The organism is Streptomyces naganishii JCM 4654 (assembly GCF_014650575.1).
Taxonomy (GTDB): Bacteria; Actinomycetota; Actinomycetes; order Streptomycetales; family Streptomycetaceae; genus Streptomyces; species Streptomyces naganishii.
Genome location: NZ_BMVF01000030.1, coordinates 1 through 14,913, shown reverse-complemented (window position 1 = coordinate 14,913; position 14,913 = coordinate 1). Strand labels below are relative to the sequence as shown.

Sequence of the window (14,913 nt, the reverse complement as noted above, 5' to 3'; positions counted from 1 at the left end):
CGTGTCAGGCGGACGCCGCCGCCCCGGGCCGGGGGACGCGGGCCGCCGCGTGATCCTACTGACTTCGCCGGGGACCAAGGGGCGGTAGGGTGCCGGATGTTCGCGTGAGCACACGCGGAACAGGCCTGGAAACCGGGGCATTCCGCGCGATGCGGAGCGGTACGGCGCCCCGGTCCCGGCCGGTCTGCGCCCTTCCCGGCCGTACGGCCGCGGCATCGGCGGCGCGGGCCGGGGAAAAGGCGCAGGACCTTCACATCGCAGTCGCAGAACCATCACTGAGGGGGAGCAGCAGGTGAGCATCACGGCGTCCGCGGCGGCCACCGGGGCGGGCGGTCCCGGTACCGGAGCGCCCTCCGGGGCCGGCACCGGGCTCGGCTTCTGCCGGGTCACCATCGTCGCGCCCGACAGCCGGATCGACGTGGCCCTGCCCGACGACGTCCCGGTCGCCGACATTTACCCCGAGATCCTCCGGCTCTCCCGGCAGAGCCCCGCCGAGGGCGCCCCGGTCGGCTACCACCTCGTACGCCGCGACGGCACCGTCCTCGACAGCGCCCGGTCCTTCGCCGCGCAGCGCATCCTCGACGGCGAACTGCTCACCCTGCGGCCCTTCTCGCAGTCCCTGCCGCCCGCCGTCTTCGACGACGTCTCCGACGCCGTCGCCTCCGCCGTCACCCGTGAGCACACCCTGTGGAGCGGCGACCTCACCCGCGCGGCCGGACTCGTCGGCGGGGGCGTCCTGCCGGCCCTGCTCGCCTTCGTCGCCTGGACCGCCGACCCGCGGCACGACATGCACAGCCTGCCCGGCGTCCTCGCCGGCGTCACCGGACTGCTCCTGGTCGTCCTGGCCTGCGTGCGGGCCCGCGTCTACGACGACCGCGCCTTCGCCGTCGCCCTCGGGCTCGGCGCACTGCCGGGCGTCGGGGTCGGCGGATCGGGGCTCCTGCCGCTCACCGACGGCCAGGGCATCGGAAAGCTCCAGTTCCTCCTCGCCTGCGCCGCGGTGCTGCTCGCCTCGGTCGTCCTCACCCTGTGCGCGCCGAGCGGCGACGGTCCCTTCGTGGCGTTCGTCTTCGCCTCCGCCGTCAGCGTGCTCGCGGTGTTCACCGCGATCCTCGCCCACTGGACACCCGCCCGGACGGCCGCGCTGTGCGCGCCGGTCGCCGTGGGCGCGCTGGCCTTCCTGCCCGGCCTGTCGATGCGCTTCGCCCGCCTGCCGATCGGCTTCGACCCGCCCGGCAACTCCGCCCGCTCCCCGTACGGCGCCGAGCCCGAGGCCGCCCGGCCGGTGGACGCCGAGCGGATCGCCGCCCAGGCCCGCCGCGGCCACGAACTCCTCGTCGGCCTCGTCGGCGGCTGCGCCCTCACCGCGGTCGGCGCCTGCGCCGTCCTCGGCTTCTCCGACGGCCTGTGGGCCCAGCTGCTGGCCCTCGCCACCGGCCTCGCCCTGCTGACCCGCGCCCAGCTCTTCCGCTACACCGCCCAGGTCGCCCCCGTGCTGGCGGCGGGCCTGGCGGCACTGGTCCTGCTCGGCCTCGGCCTGGCCCTCGACCCGCCGCGCGCCTACGTGCTGGAGGCCCTCCAGGGCAACCGCGGCGACCTCGACATCCGGACTATCTGGCTCGTCGCGGCGATCGCGGCGGCGGCCGCCCTCGTCACCGCGATCGGCCTCATCGTGCCGCGCAGCGGCCTGAGCCCCTTCTGGGGCCGCTTCATGGAGATCGCCGAGGGCTTCGTCCTGCTGACCCTGGTCCCCCTGGCCCTGGCCGTCTTCGACGTCTACACGACCGTCCGCTCCCTGACGAGCTGACCGGCCGAGCCTCCCCACCCACCACCGACACCACGCACACGGGCCCACCCGCCCCGTGCGACGAAGGGACCCTCCCGCGTGAGCTTCGGCCCGCCGCCCTCCATATACACGCAGTCCGCGGTGACCGCCGAGGACCAACGCAGGAAGCGCCGCAGGAAACGGCTGTGGGGCCTCCTCGCGGTGCCCGTCGTGGCCGCCCTCGTCGTGGCCGGCCTCGCCCTGCGCGACGGCAGCCCCGGCAAGAGCGACGACAAGCCCGTCGCCTCCGGCCAGGGCCGCCTCGACGTCCGGGAGACGGTCGAGGAACCGCCCGCCAGCACCGTCGGCGTCATGGGCTTCCGCTTCTCGATCGACGACATGAGCCCCGGCGAGCACGACGACATGCCCGGCATGTGGGCCACCGACAAGATCCTCGCCAAGGGCATCAAGAGCACCCTCGCGGGCTTCCGGATCGGCACGGACGCCTCACCCCACGACGAGGCGTGGCGGCTCAGGCTCTCCGGTCTCATCTGCGGCTACACCCGCCACGTCACCGGCGAGAACCGCACGGCCGTGCTGTCCCGGTCGAGCGACGACAGGCACGCCGCCTGCGACCACGTGACCTTCGTCGACCTGGACGACGGCCAGAAGATCTGGGACCACGTCATCCCCCTGCGCGACAGCGCCTACGACGACCCCAGCGTGACCCTCGTCCACGGCACCGTCGCCGTCACCTGGGGCAAGGGCTCGGACGCCTACGACATGGACTCCGGGCGGCGGCTGTGGCGCACCAGGGCCTCGGGCGACTGCCGCGACACGGGCGCCGCCGGCGGGCGGGCCCTGCTCCTGCGGGTGCAGTGTCTCGACCGCAAGCAGCCGGCCACCTCCTGGAAGGCGCTCGTCTACAAGGTCCGCAGTGTCGAACCCCGCACCGGCCGCACACTGTGGACGTACGCGCCCGCGGCCGGCATCAGGGACGTACGGGTCCCGTCCACCGATCCGGCCGTGCTCGCCGTCTCGGCGGGCGACACCGAGTTCACCGAGCTGATCTCCCTCGACGACCACGGCCGGAGGCGGACCACGATCTCGCTGCGCGACAGCTTCTACGTCGGCGAGTGCATGGACGAGACGGACTACGTCGTCTTCGACGACTGCCAGACGATCCCGGTCAGCGACGACCAGGTCTTCCTCAGGAGCAAGGAGGCGGGCGGCCTGCACAACTCGAACTGGGTCATCGGCTTCGACCTGGCGACCGGGAACACCACCAGGAAGTTCGAGTCCGGGCCGAACGCGCTGCTGTATCCGCTGCGCATGAGCGGTGACAAGCTCATGGCCCTGCGCGAGAGCGACGACCACATCTCACCCTCGGCGCTCGTCAGCCTCGACCCGGAGACGGGCACGGAGACGCCGTACTTCTACTTCGCGGTGCCCACGGAGGGCTACACACTGGCGACCCCCGACCTCAGCGACGTCCTCGTGCAGAACGGCCGCCTGTTCTTCGGCGCCCGCTCCGCGGACGGCCCCGCCAACAGCAAGCAGAAGCGCTGGGACTGGCTGGTCCTCGGACTCGAGAGCCTCGCCGCCAGGAAGTGACCGCCGGGGAAGGAGGGGGCACGCGCGCGTGCCCCCTCCTTCCGCACACCTCTCGCGTCAGACCTCGACGTCGAACTCCCCGTCCCGGGCCCCCAGTACGAAGGCGCGCCACTCCGCCTCCGTGTAGCGCAGGACCGTCGACGGGTCGAGGGACGAGCGCATGGCCACGGCGCCGCCGGGGAGGTAGGCGATCTCGACGCGCTCCTCGTGCTGCTCCGTCCCCGGCGCGCACAGCCACTCCACGCCCGAGATGTCGAGGGCGTACAGCTCGTCCCGCTCGCGCTCCTTGCGTGCCTTGGTCTCGGCTTCCGTCTCCGCCATGCCGCAGCGACCCCTTCCAGACTCCCCGGCTCCCGGCCCCGGCCTCCCGGCTCCGGCCCCCGGCGTACGTACCCGCTGACAGCGCTCACCCTAGTAGTCCCGCCCGCCGCCCCGCGGCCCTCGCGGGAGCGGGGGAAACCGGACCGCCACCGCCTGGTACGCTGTGTGACGGCCGTTCGTGTACGCACCCCCGGAGCCCCGCAGGGAACCCTGCGAGCCCCGGAAGCCGCGCGCCGGCGGACCATCGCCTCACGAGTCGTGGAAGCTCCCCCGAGATGAAGACCGGGGGCACTCGGAGGCCAGTCTCAGACCAAGAGGAGTCACACGTGTCGCTCGACGCCGCCACGAAGAAGCAGATCATCTCCGAGTTCGGTACCAAGGAGGGCGACACCGGCTCCCCCGAGGTCCAGGTCGCTCTGCTGTCCCGTCGGATCTCCGACCTGACCGAGCACCTCAAGACCCACAAGCACGACCACCACTCCCGCCGTGGTCTGCTGATCCTGGTCGGCCAGCGCCGCCGGCTGCTGCAGTACCTCGCCAAGAAGGACATCCAGCGCTTCCGTGCGCTGGTCGACCGCCTCGGCATCCGCCGCGGTGCGGCGGGCGCCAAGTAGGACGCCGTGAAGGGAGCGGTTCCCGGCAGTATCGGGAGCCGCTCCCTTTGCCGTACGTGCGACGAACGTGCGGAGTGTCACTCACGCTTTGTAGTGTGGTAGCACAACGACATACGTACGCCGGCGAAGAAGACGTCGTACACCGACGTAGAACATCGACGTCGTACACCGACGTAGAACGACGACACAGAACGAGGAGAAGCGCGCCTCGCCGCCGCCGGTCCTCGGTAGTGGCCCCCGGGGGGAAGCGAGCCCCGGGTGCTTCGATCGAAGACCGGCCCGCACCAGACGGAGCGCTTCTCCGCCACCGTCCCCCGGCCACACGGGCCAGGAGGGACGAGGACGAGGAGAAAACGCTAGTGGAGAACGAGACCCACTACGCCGAAGCCGTCATCGACAACGGCTCCTTCGGCACCCGCACCATCCGCTTCGAGACGGGCCGCCTGGCCAAGCAGGCCGCCGGCTCCGCCGTGGCGTACCTGGACGACGACACCATGGTGCTGTCGGCCACCACCGCCTCCAAGAACCCCAAGGACCAGCTCGACTTCTTCCCGCTGACGGTCGACGTCGAGGAGCGGATGTACGCCGCCGGCAAGATCCCCGGCAGCTTCTTCCGCCGTGAGGGCCGGCCCTCCGAGGACGCCATCCTCACCTGCCGCCTCATCGACCGCCCGCTGCGCCCGTCCTTCAAGAAGGGCCTGCGCAACGAGATCCAGGTCGTGTGCACCATCATGGCGCTCAACCCCGACCACCTGTACGACGTCGTGGCCATCAACGCCGCCTCCGCGTCCACGCAGCTGGCCGGACTGCCCTTCTCCGGCCCGATCGGCGGCGTCCGCGTCGCGCTGATCAACGGCCAGTGGGTCGCGTTCCCGACGCACACCGAGCTCGAGGACGCCGTCTTCGACATGGTGGTCGCCGGCCGCGTCCTCGAGGACGGCGACGTCGCGATCATGATGGTCGAGGCCGAGGCCACCGACAAGACCATCCAGCTGGTCAAGGGCGGCGCCGAGGCCCCCACCGAGGAGGTCGTCGCCGCCGGTCTCGAGGCCGCGAAGCCCTTCATCAAGGTCCTCTGCAAGGCCCAGTCGGACCTCGCCGCCAAGGCCGCCAAGCCGACCGGCGAGTTCCCGATCTTCCTCGACTACCAGGACGACGTCCTGGAGGCGCTGACCGCCGCGGTCCGCCCCGAGCTGGCCCAGGCGCTCACCATCGCCGGCAAGCAGGAGCGCGAGGCCGAGCTGGACCGCGTCAAGGGCCTGGCCGCCGAGAAGCTGCTGCCCGAGTTCGAGGGCCGCGAGAAGGAGATCTCCGCCGCGTACCGCTCGCTGACCAAGACCCTGGTCCGCGAGCGCGTCATCAAGGAGAAGAAGCGCATCGACGGCCGCGGTGTCACCGACATCCGCACCCTGGCCGCCGAGGTCGAGGCCATCCCGCGCGTGCACGGCTCGGCGCTGTTCGAGCGTGGCGAGACCCAGATCCTGGGCGTCACCACCCTGAACATGCTCCGCATGGAGCAGCAGCTGGACACCCTCTCCCCGGTGACCCGCAAGCGCTACATGCACAACTACAACTTCCCGCCGTACTCCACCGGTGAGACCGGCCGCGTGGGCTCGCCCAAGCGCCGCGAGATCGGCCACGGCGCCCTCGCCGAGCGCGCCCTGCTGCCGGTGCTGCCGACGCGCGAGGAGTTCCCCTACGCGATCCGCCAGGTGTCCGAGGCCCTCGGCTCCAACGGCTCGACGTCCATGGGCTCGGTCTGCGCCTCCACCATGTCGCTGCTGAACGCCGGTGTGCCCCTGAAGGCCCCGGTCGCCGGCATCGCCATGGGCCTGATCTCGCAGGAGATCGAGGGCGAGACGCACTACGTCACCCTCACCGACATCCTCGGTGCGGAGGACGCCTTCGGCGACATGGACTTCAAGGTCGCCGGCACCAAGGAGTTCGTCACCGCCCTCCAGCTCGACACCAAGCTGGACGGCATCCCCGCCTCCGTCCTGGCCGCCGCCCTCAAGCAGGCCCGTGACGCCCGCCTCCACATCCTCGACGTGATGATGGAAGCGATCGACACGCCGGACGAGATGTCCCCCAACGCGCCGCGGATCATCACCGTGAAGATCCCGGTCGACAAGATCGGCGAGGTCATCGGCCCCAAGGGCAAGATGATCAACCAGATCCAGGAGGACACCGGCGCCGAGATCACCATCGAGGACGACGGCACCATCTACATCGGCGCCGCCGACGGCCCCTCCGCCGAGGCCGCCCGCACCACGATCAACAGCATCGCCAACCCGACGATGCCCGAGGTCGGCGAGCGCTACCTGGGTACGGTCGTGAAGACCACCACCTTCGGCGCGTTCGTCTCCCTGCTCCCCGGCAAGGACGGTCTGCTGCACATCTCGCAGATCCGCAAGCTCGCCGGCGGCAAGCGCGTGGAGAACGTCGAGGACGTGCTCGGCGTGGGCCAGAAGGTCCAGGTCGAGATCGCCGAGATCGACTCCCGCGGCAAGCTCTCCCTCGTCCCCGTGATCGAGGGCGAGGACGACGGCGACGACAAGAAGGACGACGCGGACAAGTGACGTCCCGTGGCTTCAGGGCGACGGCCCGCACCTCCTCGGAGGAGCGGGCCGTCGCCCGTACCCAAACCCTGATCAAGGGGCAGAACGGCATCGGCACCGTCCGCAGGACCACCCTCCCCGGCGGCCTGCGCATCGTCACCGAGACCCTGCCCTCCGTGCGCTCGGCCACCTTCGGCATCTGGGCGCACGTCGGCTCCCGGGACGAGACCCCGGCGCTCGGCGGCGCGACGCACTACCTGGAGCACCTGCTCTTCAAGGGCACCTCCCGCAGGTCCGCCCTCGACATCTCCTCCGCGCTGGACGCGGTCGGCGGCGAGATGAACGCGTTCACCGCCAAGGAGTACACGTGCTACTACGCGCGCGTGCTCGACACCGACCTGCCGCTCGCCATCGATGTGGTCTGCGACATGCTCACCGGCTCGCTGATCCGCGAGGAGGACGTCGACGTCGAGCGCGGCGCGATCCTCGAGGAGATCGCGATGACCGAGGACGACCCGGGCGACTGCGTGCACGACCTGTTCGCGCACACCATGTTCGGCGACACCCCCCTCGGCCGCCCGGTCCTCGGCACCGTCGACACGGTCAACGCCCTCACCGCGGACCGCATCCGCCGCTTCTACAAGAAGCACTACGACCCCACCCACCTCGTGGTCGCCTGCGCCGGCAACATCGACCACCACAAGGTCGTACGCCAGGTCCGCGCCGCCTTCGAGAAGGCCGGTGCCTTCAAGAGCGCCGAGGCCGAGCCGATCGCGCCCCGCGACGGCCGCCGCAGGCTGCGCACCGCCGGCCGCGTCGACCTGCTGAACCGCCGCACGGAACAGGCCCACGTCGTCCTCGGCATGCCGGGCCTCGCCCGCACCGACGACCGCCGCTGGGCCCTCGGCGTGCTCAACACCGCCCTCGGCGGCGGCATGTCCTCCCGCCTGTTCCAGGAGGTCAGGGAGAAACGCGGCCTCGCCTACAGCGTCTACTCGTACACCTCCGGCTTCGCCGACTGCGGCCTGTTCGGCGTGTACGCCGGCTGCCGCCCGAGCCAGGTGCACGACGTGCTGAGGCTCTGCCGCGACGAGCTCGACCACGTCGCCGAGCACGGTCTGTCCGACGACGAGATCGGCCGCGCCATCGGCCAGCTCCAGGGCTCCACGGTCCTCGGGCTGGAGGACACGGGTGCGCTGATGAACCGCATCGGCAAGAGTGAGCTGTGCTGGGGCGAGCAGATCTCCGTCGACGACATGCTGGGCAAAATGGCCGCGGTGACCCCGGACGAGGTCCGCGAGGTCGCCCGCGACATCCTGGGACAGCGCCCGTCGCTGTCGGTCATCGGCCCGCTCAAGGACAAGCAGGCGGCCCTGCTGCACGAGACGGTCGCCTGAGCCCTTCGGTCACCCACCCGGGCCGACCGTCACCCCCGGTCGACGGTCGGCCCTCCGGTCGTAAGGAAGCAAGAGATGAGCAAGCTGCGCGTGGCGGTCCTCGGTGCCAAGGGCCGGATCGGGTCCGAGGCGGTACGGGCGGTCGAGGCCGCCGAGGACATGGAACTGGTCGCCGCCCTCGGCCGGGGCGACAAGCTGGAGACCCTCGCCGAGAACGGCGCCCAGGTGGCCGTCGAACTGACCACACCCGCCTCGGTCATGGGCAACCTCGACTTCTGCGTACGGCACGGCATCCACGCCGTCGTCGGCACCACCGGCTGGACCGACGAGCGCCTCGCCCAGCTCAAGGGCTGGCTCGCCCAGTCGCCGGAGACCGGCGTGCTCATCGCCCCGAACTTCTCCATCGGGGCCGTGCTGACCATGAAGTTCGCGCAGATCGCCGCGCCGTACTTCGAGTCGGTCGAGGTCGTCGAGCTGCACCACCCCAACAAGGCCGACGCCCCCTCCGGCACCGCCACGCGCACCGCCCAGCTCATCGCCGAGGCCCGCGCCAGGGCGGGCTCGGCCCCCGCACCCGACGCCACCGTCACCGCGCTGGACGGCGCGCGCGGCGCGAACGTCGACGGCGTGCCCGTCCACGCCGTCCGCCTGCGCGGCCTCCTCGCCCACCAGGAGGTCCTGCTGGGCGGCGAGGGCGAGACCCTGACCATCCGCCACGACTCCCTGCACCACAGCAGCTTCATGCCGGGCATCCTGCTCGGCGCACGCCGCGTGGTGACCACTCCGGGCCTGACCTTCGGCCTGGAGCACTTCCTCGACCTGAACTGAGCCACACCCCCATGCGCGCGAAGATCACCTACCTCGTCACGGCCGCCGTCCTGGTCTTCTACTTCGTCCTGGTCGGCAGCCGCGGCGTCATGCTCATCCAGTCGGGCACGCCCGTGACCGTCGCCTTCGGGATCGCGGTACTGATCCTGCCGGTGATCGGGCTGTGGTTCCTGTGGAAGAACACCCGGTTCGTCCGCGACGCCAACCGGCTCGCCGCCGAACTCGACGCCGAGGGCGGGCTGCCCGTCGACGAGCTGAAGCGCACGCCCAGCGGGCGCATCGACCGCGACTCGGCCGACGAGGTCTTCGCCCGCCGCAAGGCCGAGACGGAGGCGTCCCCGGACGACTGGCGCACCTGGTTCCGCCTGGCCGTCGCCTACCACGACGCCCGGGACACCCCCCGCGCCCGCAAGGCCATGCAACGAGCGATAGCCCTGCACGCGGGCAGGCAACCGGAGTCGGCCTGACCCACCGGCACGTCCCCGCGTGAGCCGGCCGCGCGCGGCCGGCTCAGCGGCGGTGCTCCTCCGCCCAGGCCTCCACCTTGTCCGCGGCGCGGTCGAAGGCGCTCGGGCGGCCCATGAAGTCGGCGTTGTGCGTGGTCAGGAGCGGGGGCACGTCCTCGGGCGCGCTGCCTTGGCGGGTCATCAGCAGGGCCTGCCCCTGCACCGTGCGCGGCAGCCCGAGCCAGCGCACCGGCTGCTGCACCGTCCGTACGTTCACCACCTGGTCCCACGGCGTCGTACGGCTGACCAGGAAGCCCACCTGGCGCAGCCCCCGGGCGCCGACCCACACGCCCATGCGCAGCATCCGCAACGCGGCCGCGATCACGACCAGCGCGATGCCGAGGCAGAACCCGGCGGAGGACACCGCGTCCGTCAGCGCGATCACGACCGCCGCGAACAGCAGGAACGAGGCGAGCAGCAGCAGAAGCGCGGCGATCCCCACCCGCCACGGGCCCGGCCGGTACGGGCGCCGCCAGCGCTCACGGTCGTCGTAGGGCAGCGCGACATCGTCCGCGGTGTCGAAGGCACGGTCGGCCGTCAGGAAGGGCAGGGGCACGGCTGGTCCTCACTCAATCCATGCGTGGGCTGTGCCCGGTGAGGCTATCCGGCTGTGTCCCCGCTCACCACCCGTGGGGGTCCAAGGGAGGCACCGGCCGGTCAGTGCCCGTGCGAGGCCTGCTGTGTCTGCTGCGGGGTGTGGCTGATCGACAGGGCGGGCATCCCCAGGATCACGGAACCCACCAGCGCCGCCACGATGGTCAGCCCCAGCAGCAGACGCCCGGCCAGCTGGCTCGCGGAGGCGCGCCGGCGGGGCGGGGGAGTGACATTGCTGCGGAACCGGTCGGCTTCGGCGACGAAGGAGAACGGGACGGTCTCGCGCCGACGGGACATCGGAGGCACGGCTCCTTTCCGGATGCTCAAGGTCTTGAGGGGGCTCGAACGAGCCGCTGTCACCAACACAGACGAGCGAGTGTCCCGAAAGGTGCCCGCTTTCGCCGAAATCACAGACCTTCACCGAAGATGTCGCCCCGGGCACCGAACGCCCCGATGTCACAGGCGGCCCGTAGAGTGGGCGCCGCCCGACAGCCGTGATGGAAGGAACCCTCCAAGCCGTGACCGAGAGCACCGACACCCCCGCCGACGACCTGAAGCCCAGCTTCCGCAGCGACGTCACCGTCGAGCTGGTCAAGCACACCGCGTCGGACGCCGACGTGCTCTTCGCGGCCCGCGTCTCGACCGTCGGCGAGCAGTCCCTGGAGGAGCTCGACAAGGATCCGGAGCGCTCCAAGGGCCTGATCAACTACCTGATGCGGGACCGGCACGGCAGCCCCTTCGAGCACAACTCGATGACCTTCTTCGTCAGCGCCCCGATCTTCGTCTTCCGCGAGTTCATGCGGCACCGGGTCGGCTGGTCGTACAACGAGGAGTCCGGCCGCTACCGCGAGCTCCAGCCGGTCTTCTACGTCCCCGACGCGTCCCGCAAGCTCGTCCAGGAGGGCCGCCCCGGCAAGTACCGGTTCGTGGAGGGCACCCAGGCCCAGCAGGAGCTGGTCGGCCGCGTCATGGAGGACACCTACCGCGAGTCCTACCAGGCGTACCAGGAGATGCTGGCCGCCGGCGTCGCCCGCGAGGTCGCCCGAGCGGTCCTGCCGGTGGGCCTGTTCTCCTCGATGTACGCCACCTGCAACGCCCGCTCGCTGATGCACTTCCTCGGCCTGCGCACCCAGCACGAGCTGGCGAAGGTGCCGTCCTTCCCGCAGCGGGAGATCGAGATGGTCGGCGAGCGCATGGAGGCGGAGTGGGCCAGGCTCATGCCCCTCACGTACGCCGCCTTCAACGCCAACGGCCGGGTAGCCCCGTAGCGGCGCACCCCGCCCTCCGCGGTCCGCGTCCGGCCAGGTACAGATGTACCCATCAGCCTCGCGAGGTGTCCGTATTGCGGCATTTCGAGAAGTTCATCTAGCCTGATCAAACGGACCCGGCACTGCTTGAACCCCCGAGCAGGCAGTGCCGGGCTCCACCTTTGGCACGACCTGTCGCCCGCCCTAAGGCAGACCCCGCCCTGAGCAACGAGTAGCGTGTTACCCATGGCTCCGACCTCGACTCCGCAGACCCCCTTCGGGCGGGTCCTCACCGCCATGGTCACGCCCTTCACGGCGGACGGCGCACTCGACCTCGACGGCGCGCAGCGGCTCGCCGCCCACCTGGTGGACGCAGGCAACGACGGCCTGGTGATCAACGGCACCACCGGCGAGTCCCCCACCACCAGCGACGCGGAGAAAACGGAGCTCGTCCGGGCGGTCCTGGAAGCGGTCGGCGACCGCGCCCACATCGTCGCCGGAGTCGGCACCAACGACACCCACCACAGCATCGAGCTCGCCCGCGCCGCCGAGCAGGCCGGCGCGCACGGCCTGCTGACCGTCACGCCGTACTACAACAAGCCCCCGCAGGAGGGCCTGTACCGGCACTTCACGGCCATCGCCGACGCCACCGGCCTGCCGGTCATGCTCTACGACATCCCCGGCCGCAGCGGCGTGCCCATCAACACCGAGACGCTCGTCCGTCTCGCCGAGCACCCGCGGATCGTCGCCAACAAGGACGCCAAGGGCGACCTCGGCCGTGCGAGCTGGGCCATCGCCCGCTCGGGCCTCGCCTGGTACTCCGGCGACGACATGCTCAACCTGCCCCTGCTGTCCGTGGGCGCGGTCGGCTTCGTCTCGGTCGTCGGCCACCTCGTCACCCCGGACCTGCGCGCCCTCGTCGAGGCCTACGCCTCCGGCGACGTGCAGAAGGCCACCGAGATCCACCAGAAGCTGCTCCCGGTCTACACCGGCATGTTCCGCACCCAGGGCGTCATGACCACCAAGGCCGCCCTGACCGCGCTCGGCCTGCCCGGCGGACCGCTCCGGCCCCCCATGATCGAGCTCACGCCCGAGGAGACCGCGCAGCTCAAGATCGATCTTGCCGCCGGCGGGGTACAACTCTGAGAACAAGACTTCGCGAGATCTCTCGCACCGCCCCCTCCCCGGCCCCACGACGGGACCGCGGAAACCGGGCGACACAACTGAATAAGCAGGCCACCGGTGCCTGCGCCCCACAACGACAACTGCTTCTGCACGAACGTCACGCGCGCCACGTGCCCACCGGTACGTGGCGTGCGTGGTGAGGAGAGTCTTTTGAGTCATCCGCATCCTGAACTCAGTGCCCCCCCGCCCCTCGCCGAAGGCGGCCTGCGGGTCACCCCGCTCGGCGGCCTAGGCGAGATCGGCCGCAACATGACGGTCTTCGAGTACGGCGGCCGTCTGCTGATCGTCGACTGCGGAGTGCTCTTCCCCGAGGAGGAGCAGCCCGGAATCGACCTGATCCTGCCGGACTTCTCGTCCATCCGGGACCGCCTCGACGACATCGAGGGCATCGTCCTCACGCACGGCCACGAGGACCACATCGGCGGTGTCCCCTTCCTGCTGCGCGAGAAGCCGGACATCCCCCTGATCGGCTCCAAGCTCACCCTCGCGCTCATCGAGGCCAAGCTCCAGGAGCACCGCATCCGGCCCTACACCCTCGAGGTCGCCGAGGGGAACCGGGAGCGCATCGGCCCCTTCGACTGCGAGTTCGTCGCCGTCAACCACTCCATCCCGGACGCCCTGGCCGTCGCCATCCGCACCCCGGCCGGCATGGCCGTGCACACCGGCGACTTCAAGATGGACCAGCTGCCGCTGGACAACCGGCTGACCGACCTGCACGCGTTCGCACGGCTGAGCGAGGAGGGCATCGACCTCCTCCTCTCCGACTCCACCAACGCCGAGGTCCCCGGCTTCACCCCGCACGAGCGCGACATCTCCAACGTGCTCCGCCAGGTCTTCGCCGGCGCCCGCAAGCGGATCATCGTCGCGAGCTTCGCCAGCCACGTCCACCGCATCCAGCAGATCCTGGACGCCGCCCACGAGTACGGCCGCCGGGTCGCCTTCGTCGGCCGCTCCATGGTCCGCAACATGGGCATCGCCCGGGACCTGGGCTACCTGAAGGTCCCGCCGGGCCTGGTGGTGGACGTCAAGACGCTCGACGACCTGCCCGACCACGAGATCGTCCTCGTCTGCACGGGCTCCCAGGGCGAGCCGATGGCGGCCCTGTCCCGGATGGCCAACAGGGACCACCAGATCCGCATCGTCGAGGGCGACACGGTGATCCTCGCCTCGTCGCTGATCCCCGGCAACGAGAACGCGGTCTACCGCGTCATCAACGGCCTGACCCGCTGGGGCGCCAACGTCGTCCACAAGGGCAACGCCAAGGTGCACGTCTCGGGCCACGCCTCGGCCGGCGAGCTGCTGTACTTCTACAACATCTGCCGCCCGAAGAACCTCATGCCCGTCCACGGCGAATGGCGCCACCTGCGCGCCAACGCCGAGCTCGGCGCCATGACCGGTGTGCCGCACGACCACATCGTCATCGCCGAGGACGGGGTCACCGTCGACCTCGTCGAGGGCAAGGCCAAGATCTCCGGCAAGGTCCAGGCCGGTTACGTCTACGTCGACGGCCTCTCCGTCGGTGATGTCGGCGAGCCCGCACTGAAGGACCGCAAGATCCTCGGCGACGAGGGCATCATCTCGGTCTTCGTGGTGGTCGACTCCACCACCGGCAAGATCACCGGCGGGCCGCACATCCAGGCCCGCGGCTCGGGCATCGACGACTCGGCCTTCGCCGAGGTGGTCCCGAAGATCGCCGAGACCCTCGAGCGGTCTGCCCAGGAGGGCATCGCCGACGCCCACCAGCTGCAGCAACTCATCCGCCGCACGCTGGGCAAGTGGGTCTCGGACAGCTACCGGCGCCGGCCGATGATCCTCCCTGTGGTCGTGGAGGTCTGACGGGTCCGGACGCTCGAACTGACGGCGGGGCGCCTCGATTTGCATCGGGGCGCCCCGCTCCAGTACGTTTACGGCTCCGCCCGGACGGGAACCTGGAGCCTTCATGCGCTCCGCGGGACACCCCCGGAGGGGTGGGAAATCCGGCTCAGAATCTCTGATAAAGTCGGATCCGCCGGAAAGGGAACCGCGAGAGCGGAAACCTGGAAAGCGCCGAGGAAATCGGATCGGAAAAAGATCTGGTAGAGTCGGAAACACCGAAGGGAAGCGCCCGGAGGAAAGCCCGAGAGGGTGAGTACGAAAGAAGCGTCCGTTCCTTGAGAACTCAACAGCGTGCCAAAAGTCAACGCCAGATATGTTGATACCCCGTCTCCGGCCGATACGGCTGGGACGAGGTTCCTTTGAAAAAACACAGCGAGGACGCTGTGAACCACTGGACTATTCCTCCGGT

13 protein-coding genes are annotated in these 14,913 nt (G+C 70.5%); 10 read left to right on the top strand and 3 right to left on the bottom strand.

The window, feature by feature from the left end; genetic code table 11:
- The first annotated feature begins 292 nt into the window (after nucleotides 1-292).
- The gene (gene eccD, locus IE217_RS32940; RefSeq protein WP_190181620.1) at nucleotides 293-1,807 is read left to right on the top strand and encodes a type VII secretion integral membrane protein EccD; all 1,515 of its coding nucleotides are present in this window, start codon (nucleotides 293-295) and stop codon (nucleotides 1,805-1,807) included.
- Nucleotides 1,808-1,927: 120 nt separating this feature from the next.
- Nucleotides 1,928-3,379, top strand: coding sequence for a PQQ-binding-like beta-propeller repeat protein (locus tag IE217_RS32935; protein WP_229865816.1), 1,452 nt, complete (start codon nucleotides 1,928-1,930; stop codon nucleotides 3,377-3,379).
- Between the two features lie 57 nt (nucleotides 3,380-3,436).
- Here the strand turns inward: IE217_RS32935 and IE217_RS32930 are convergent, their stop codons facing one another.
- A complete protein-coding gene (locus tag IE217_RS32930) occupies nucleotides 3,437-3,700 on the bottom strand; it encodes a DUF397 domain-containing protein (protein ID WP_190181618.1) in 264 nt (87 codons plus the stop codon).
- A 326-nt stretch (nucleotides 3,701-4,026) separates the two neighbouring features.
- Here IE217_RS32930 and rpsO point away from each other — a divergent pair, with 326 nt between their 5' ends.
- The 5 genes from rpsO to IE217_RS32905 all read left to right on the top strand — a co-directional run bounded on the left by rpsO (nucleotide 4,027) and on the right by IE217_RS32905 (nucleotide 9,564).
- On the top strand, nucleotides 4,027-4,314 hold the full coding sequence (gene rpsO, locus IE217_RS32925; RefSeq protein WP_004982702.1) for a 30S ribosomal protein S15: 288 nt from the start codon (nucleotides 4,027-4,029) through the stop codon (nucleotides 4,312-4,314).
- A gap of 359 nt (nucleotides 4,315-4,673) precedes the next feature.
- Entirely contained in the window at nucleotides 4,674-6,893 is a 2,220-nt protein-coding gene (locus tag IE217_RS32920) for a polyribonucleotide nucleotidyltransferase (protein WP_190181617.1), read from the top strand.
- A complete protein-coding gene (locus IE217_RS32915; protein ID WP_190181616.1) occupies nucleotides 6,890-8,269 on the top strand; it encodes a M16 family metallopeptidase in 1,380 nt (459 codons plus the stop codon). Before IE217_RS32920 ends, IE217_RS32915 begins: the two co-directional genes overlap by 4 nt.
- A gap of 75 nt (nucleotides 8,270-8,344) precedes the next feature.
- Nucleotides 8,345-9,097 carry a 4-hydroxy-tetrahydrodipicolinate reductase gene (gene dapB, locus IE217_RS32910; RefSeq protein ID WP_190181615.1) on the top strand — a complete coding sequence of 251 codons (753 nt, stop codon included), beginning with the start codon at nucleotides 8,345-8,347 and terminating at the stop codon, nucleotides 9,095-9,097.
- Between the two features lie 11 nt (nucleotides 9,098-9,108).
- Nucleotides 9,109-9,564, top strand: a complete 456-nt coding sequence (locus tag IE217_RS32905; RefSeq protein ID WP_190181614.1) for a tetratricopeptide repeat protein — start codon at nucleotides 9,109-9,111, stop codon at nucleotides 9,562-9,564.
- 43 nt (nucleotides 9,565-9,607) lie between these two features.
- Here the strand turns inward: IE217_RS32905 and IE217_RS32900 are convergent, their stop codons facing one another.
- Both IE217_RS32900 and IE217_RS32895 read right to left on the bottom strand, forming a co-directional pair.
- Nucleotides 9,608-10,159: an SCO5741 family PH domain-containing membrane protein gene (locus IE217_RS32900; protein ID WP_190181613.1), complete on the bottom strand. Its 552-nt coding sequence runs from the start codon at nucleotides 10,157-10,159 to the stop codon at nucleotides 9,608-9,610.
- A gap of 101 nt (nucleotides 10,160-10,260) precedes the next feature.
- Complete coding sequence (locus tag IE217_RS32895; RefSeq protein WP_190181612.1) at nucleotides 10,261-10,494, bottom strand: hypothetical protein; 234 nt, start codon at nucleotides 10,492-10,494, stop codon at nucleotides 10,261-10,263.
- A 200-nt stretch (nucleotides 10,495-10,694) separates the two neighbouring features.
- Here IE217_RS32895 and thyX point away from each other — a divergent pair, with 200 nt between their 5' ends.
- The 3 genes from thyX to IE217_RS32880 all read left to right on the top strand — a co-directional run bounded on the left by thyX (nucleotide 10,695) and on the right by IE217_RS32880 (nucleotide 14,465).
- Nucleotides 10,695-11,465 carry an FAD-dependent thymidylate synthase gene (thyX, locus tag IE217_RS32890; protein ID WP_190181611.1) on the top strand — a complete coding sequence of 257 codons (771 nt, stop codon included), beginning with the start codon at nucleotides 10,695-10,697 and terminating at the stop codon, nucleotides 11,463-11,465.
- A 225-nt stretch (nucleotides 11,466-11,690) separates the two neighbouring features.
- A complete protein-coding gene (gene dapA, locus IE217_RS32885) occupies nucleotides 11,691-12,590 on the top strand; it encodes a 4-hydroxy-tetrahydrodipicolinate synthase (RefSeq protein WP_190181610.1) in 900 nt (299 codons plus the stop codon).
- 189 nt (nucleotides 12,591-12,779) lie between these two features.
- The gene (locus IE217_RS32880) at nucleotides 12,780-14,465 is read left to right on the top strand and encodes a ribonuclease J (RefSeq protein WP_190181609.1); all 1,686 of its coding nucleotides are present in this window, start codon (nucleotides 12,780-12,782) and stop codon (nucleotides 14,463-14,465) included.
- Nucleotides 14,466-14,913 lie beyond the last annotated feature (448 nt).

What these genes read in the sequence shown, in the direction of transcription:
- IE217_RS32930 (WP_190181618.1), bottom strand. Translation starts at nt 3,700, where the DNA reads ATGGCGGAGACGGAAGCCGAGACCAAGGCACGCAAGGAGCGCGAGCGG.
- dapB (WP_190181615.1), top strand. Translation starts at nt 8,345, where the DNA reads ATGAGCAAGCTGCGCGTGGCGGTCCTCGGTGCCAAGGGCCGGATCGGG.
- IE217_RS32905 (WP_190181614.1), top strand. Translation starts at nt 9,109, where the DNA reads ATGCGCGCGAAGATCACCTACCTCGTCACGGCCGCCGTCCTGGTCTTC.
- IE217_RS32895 (WP_190181612.1), bottom strand. Translation starts at nt 10,494, where the DNA reads ATGTCCCGTCGGCGCGAGACCGTCCCGTTCTCCTTCGTCGCCGAAGCC.
- thyX (WP_190181611.1), top strand. Translation starts at nt 10,695, where the DNA reads ATGGAAGGAACCCTCCAAGCCGTGACCGAGAGCACCGACACCCCCGCC.
- dapA (WP_190181610.1), top strand. Translation starts at nt 11,691, where the DNA reads ATGGCTCCGACCTCGACTCCGCAGACCCCCTTCGGGCGGGTCCTCACC.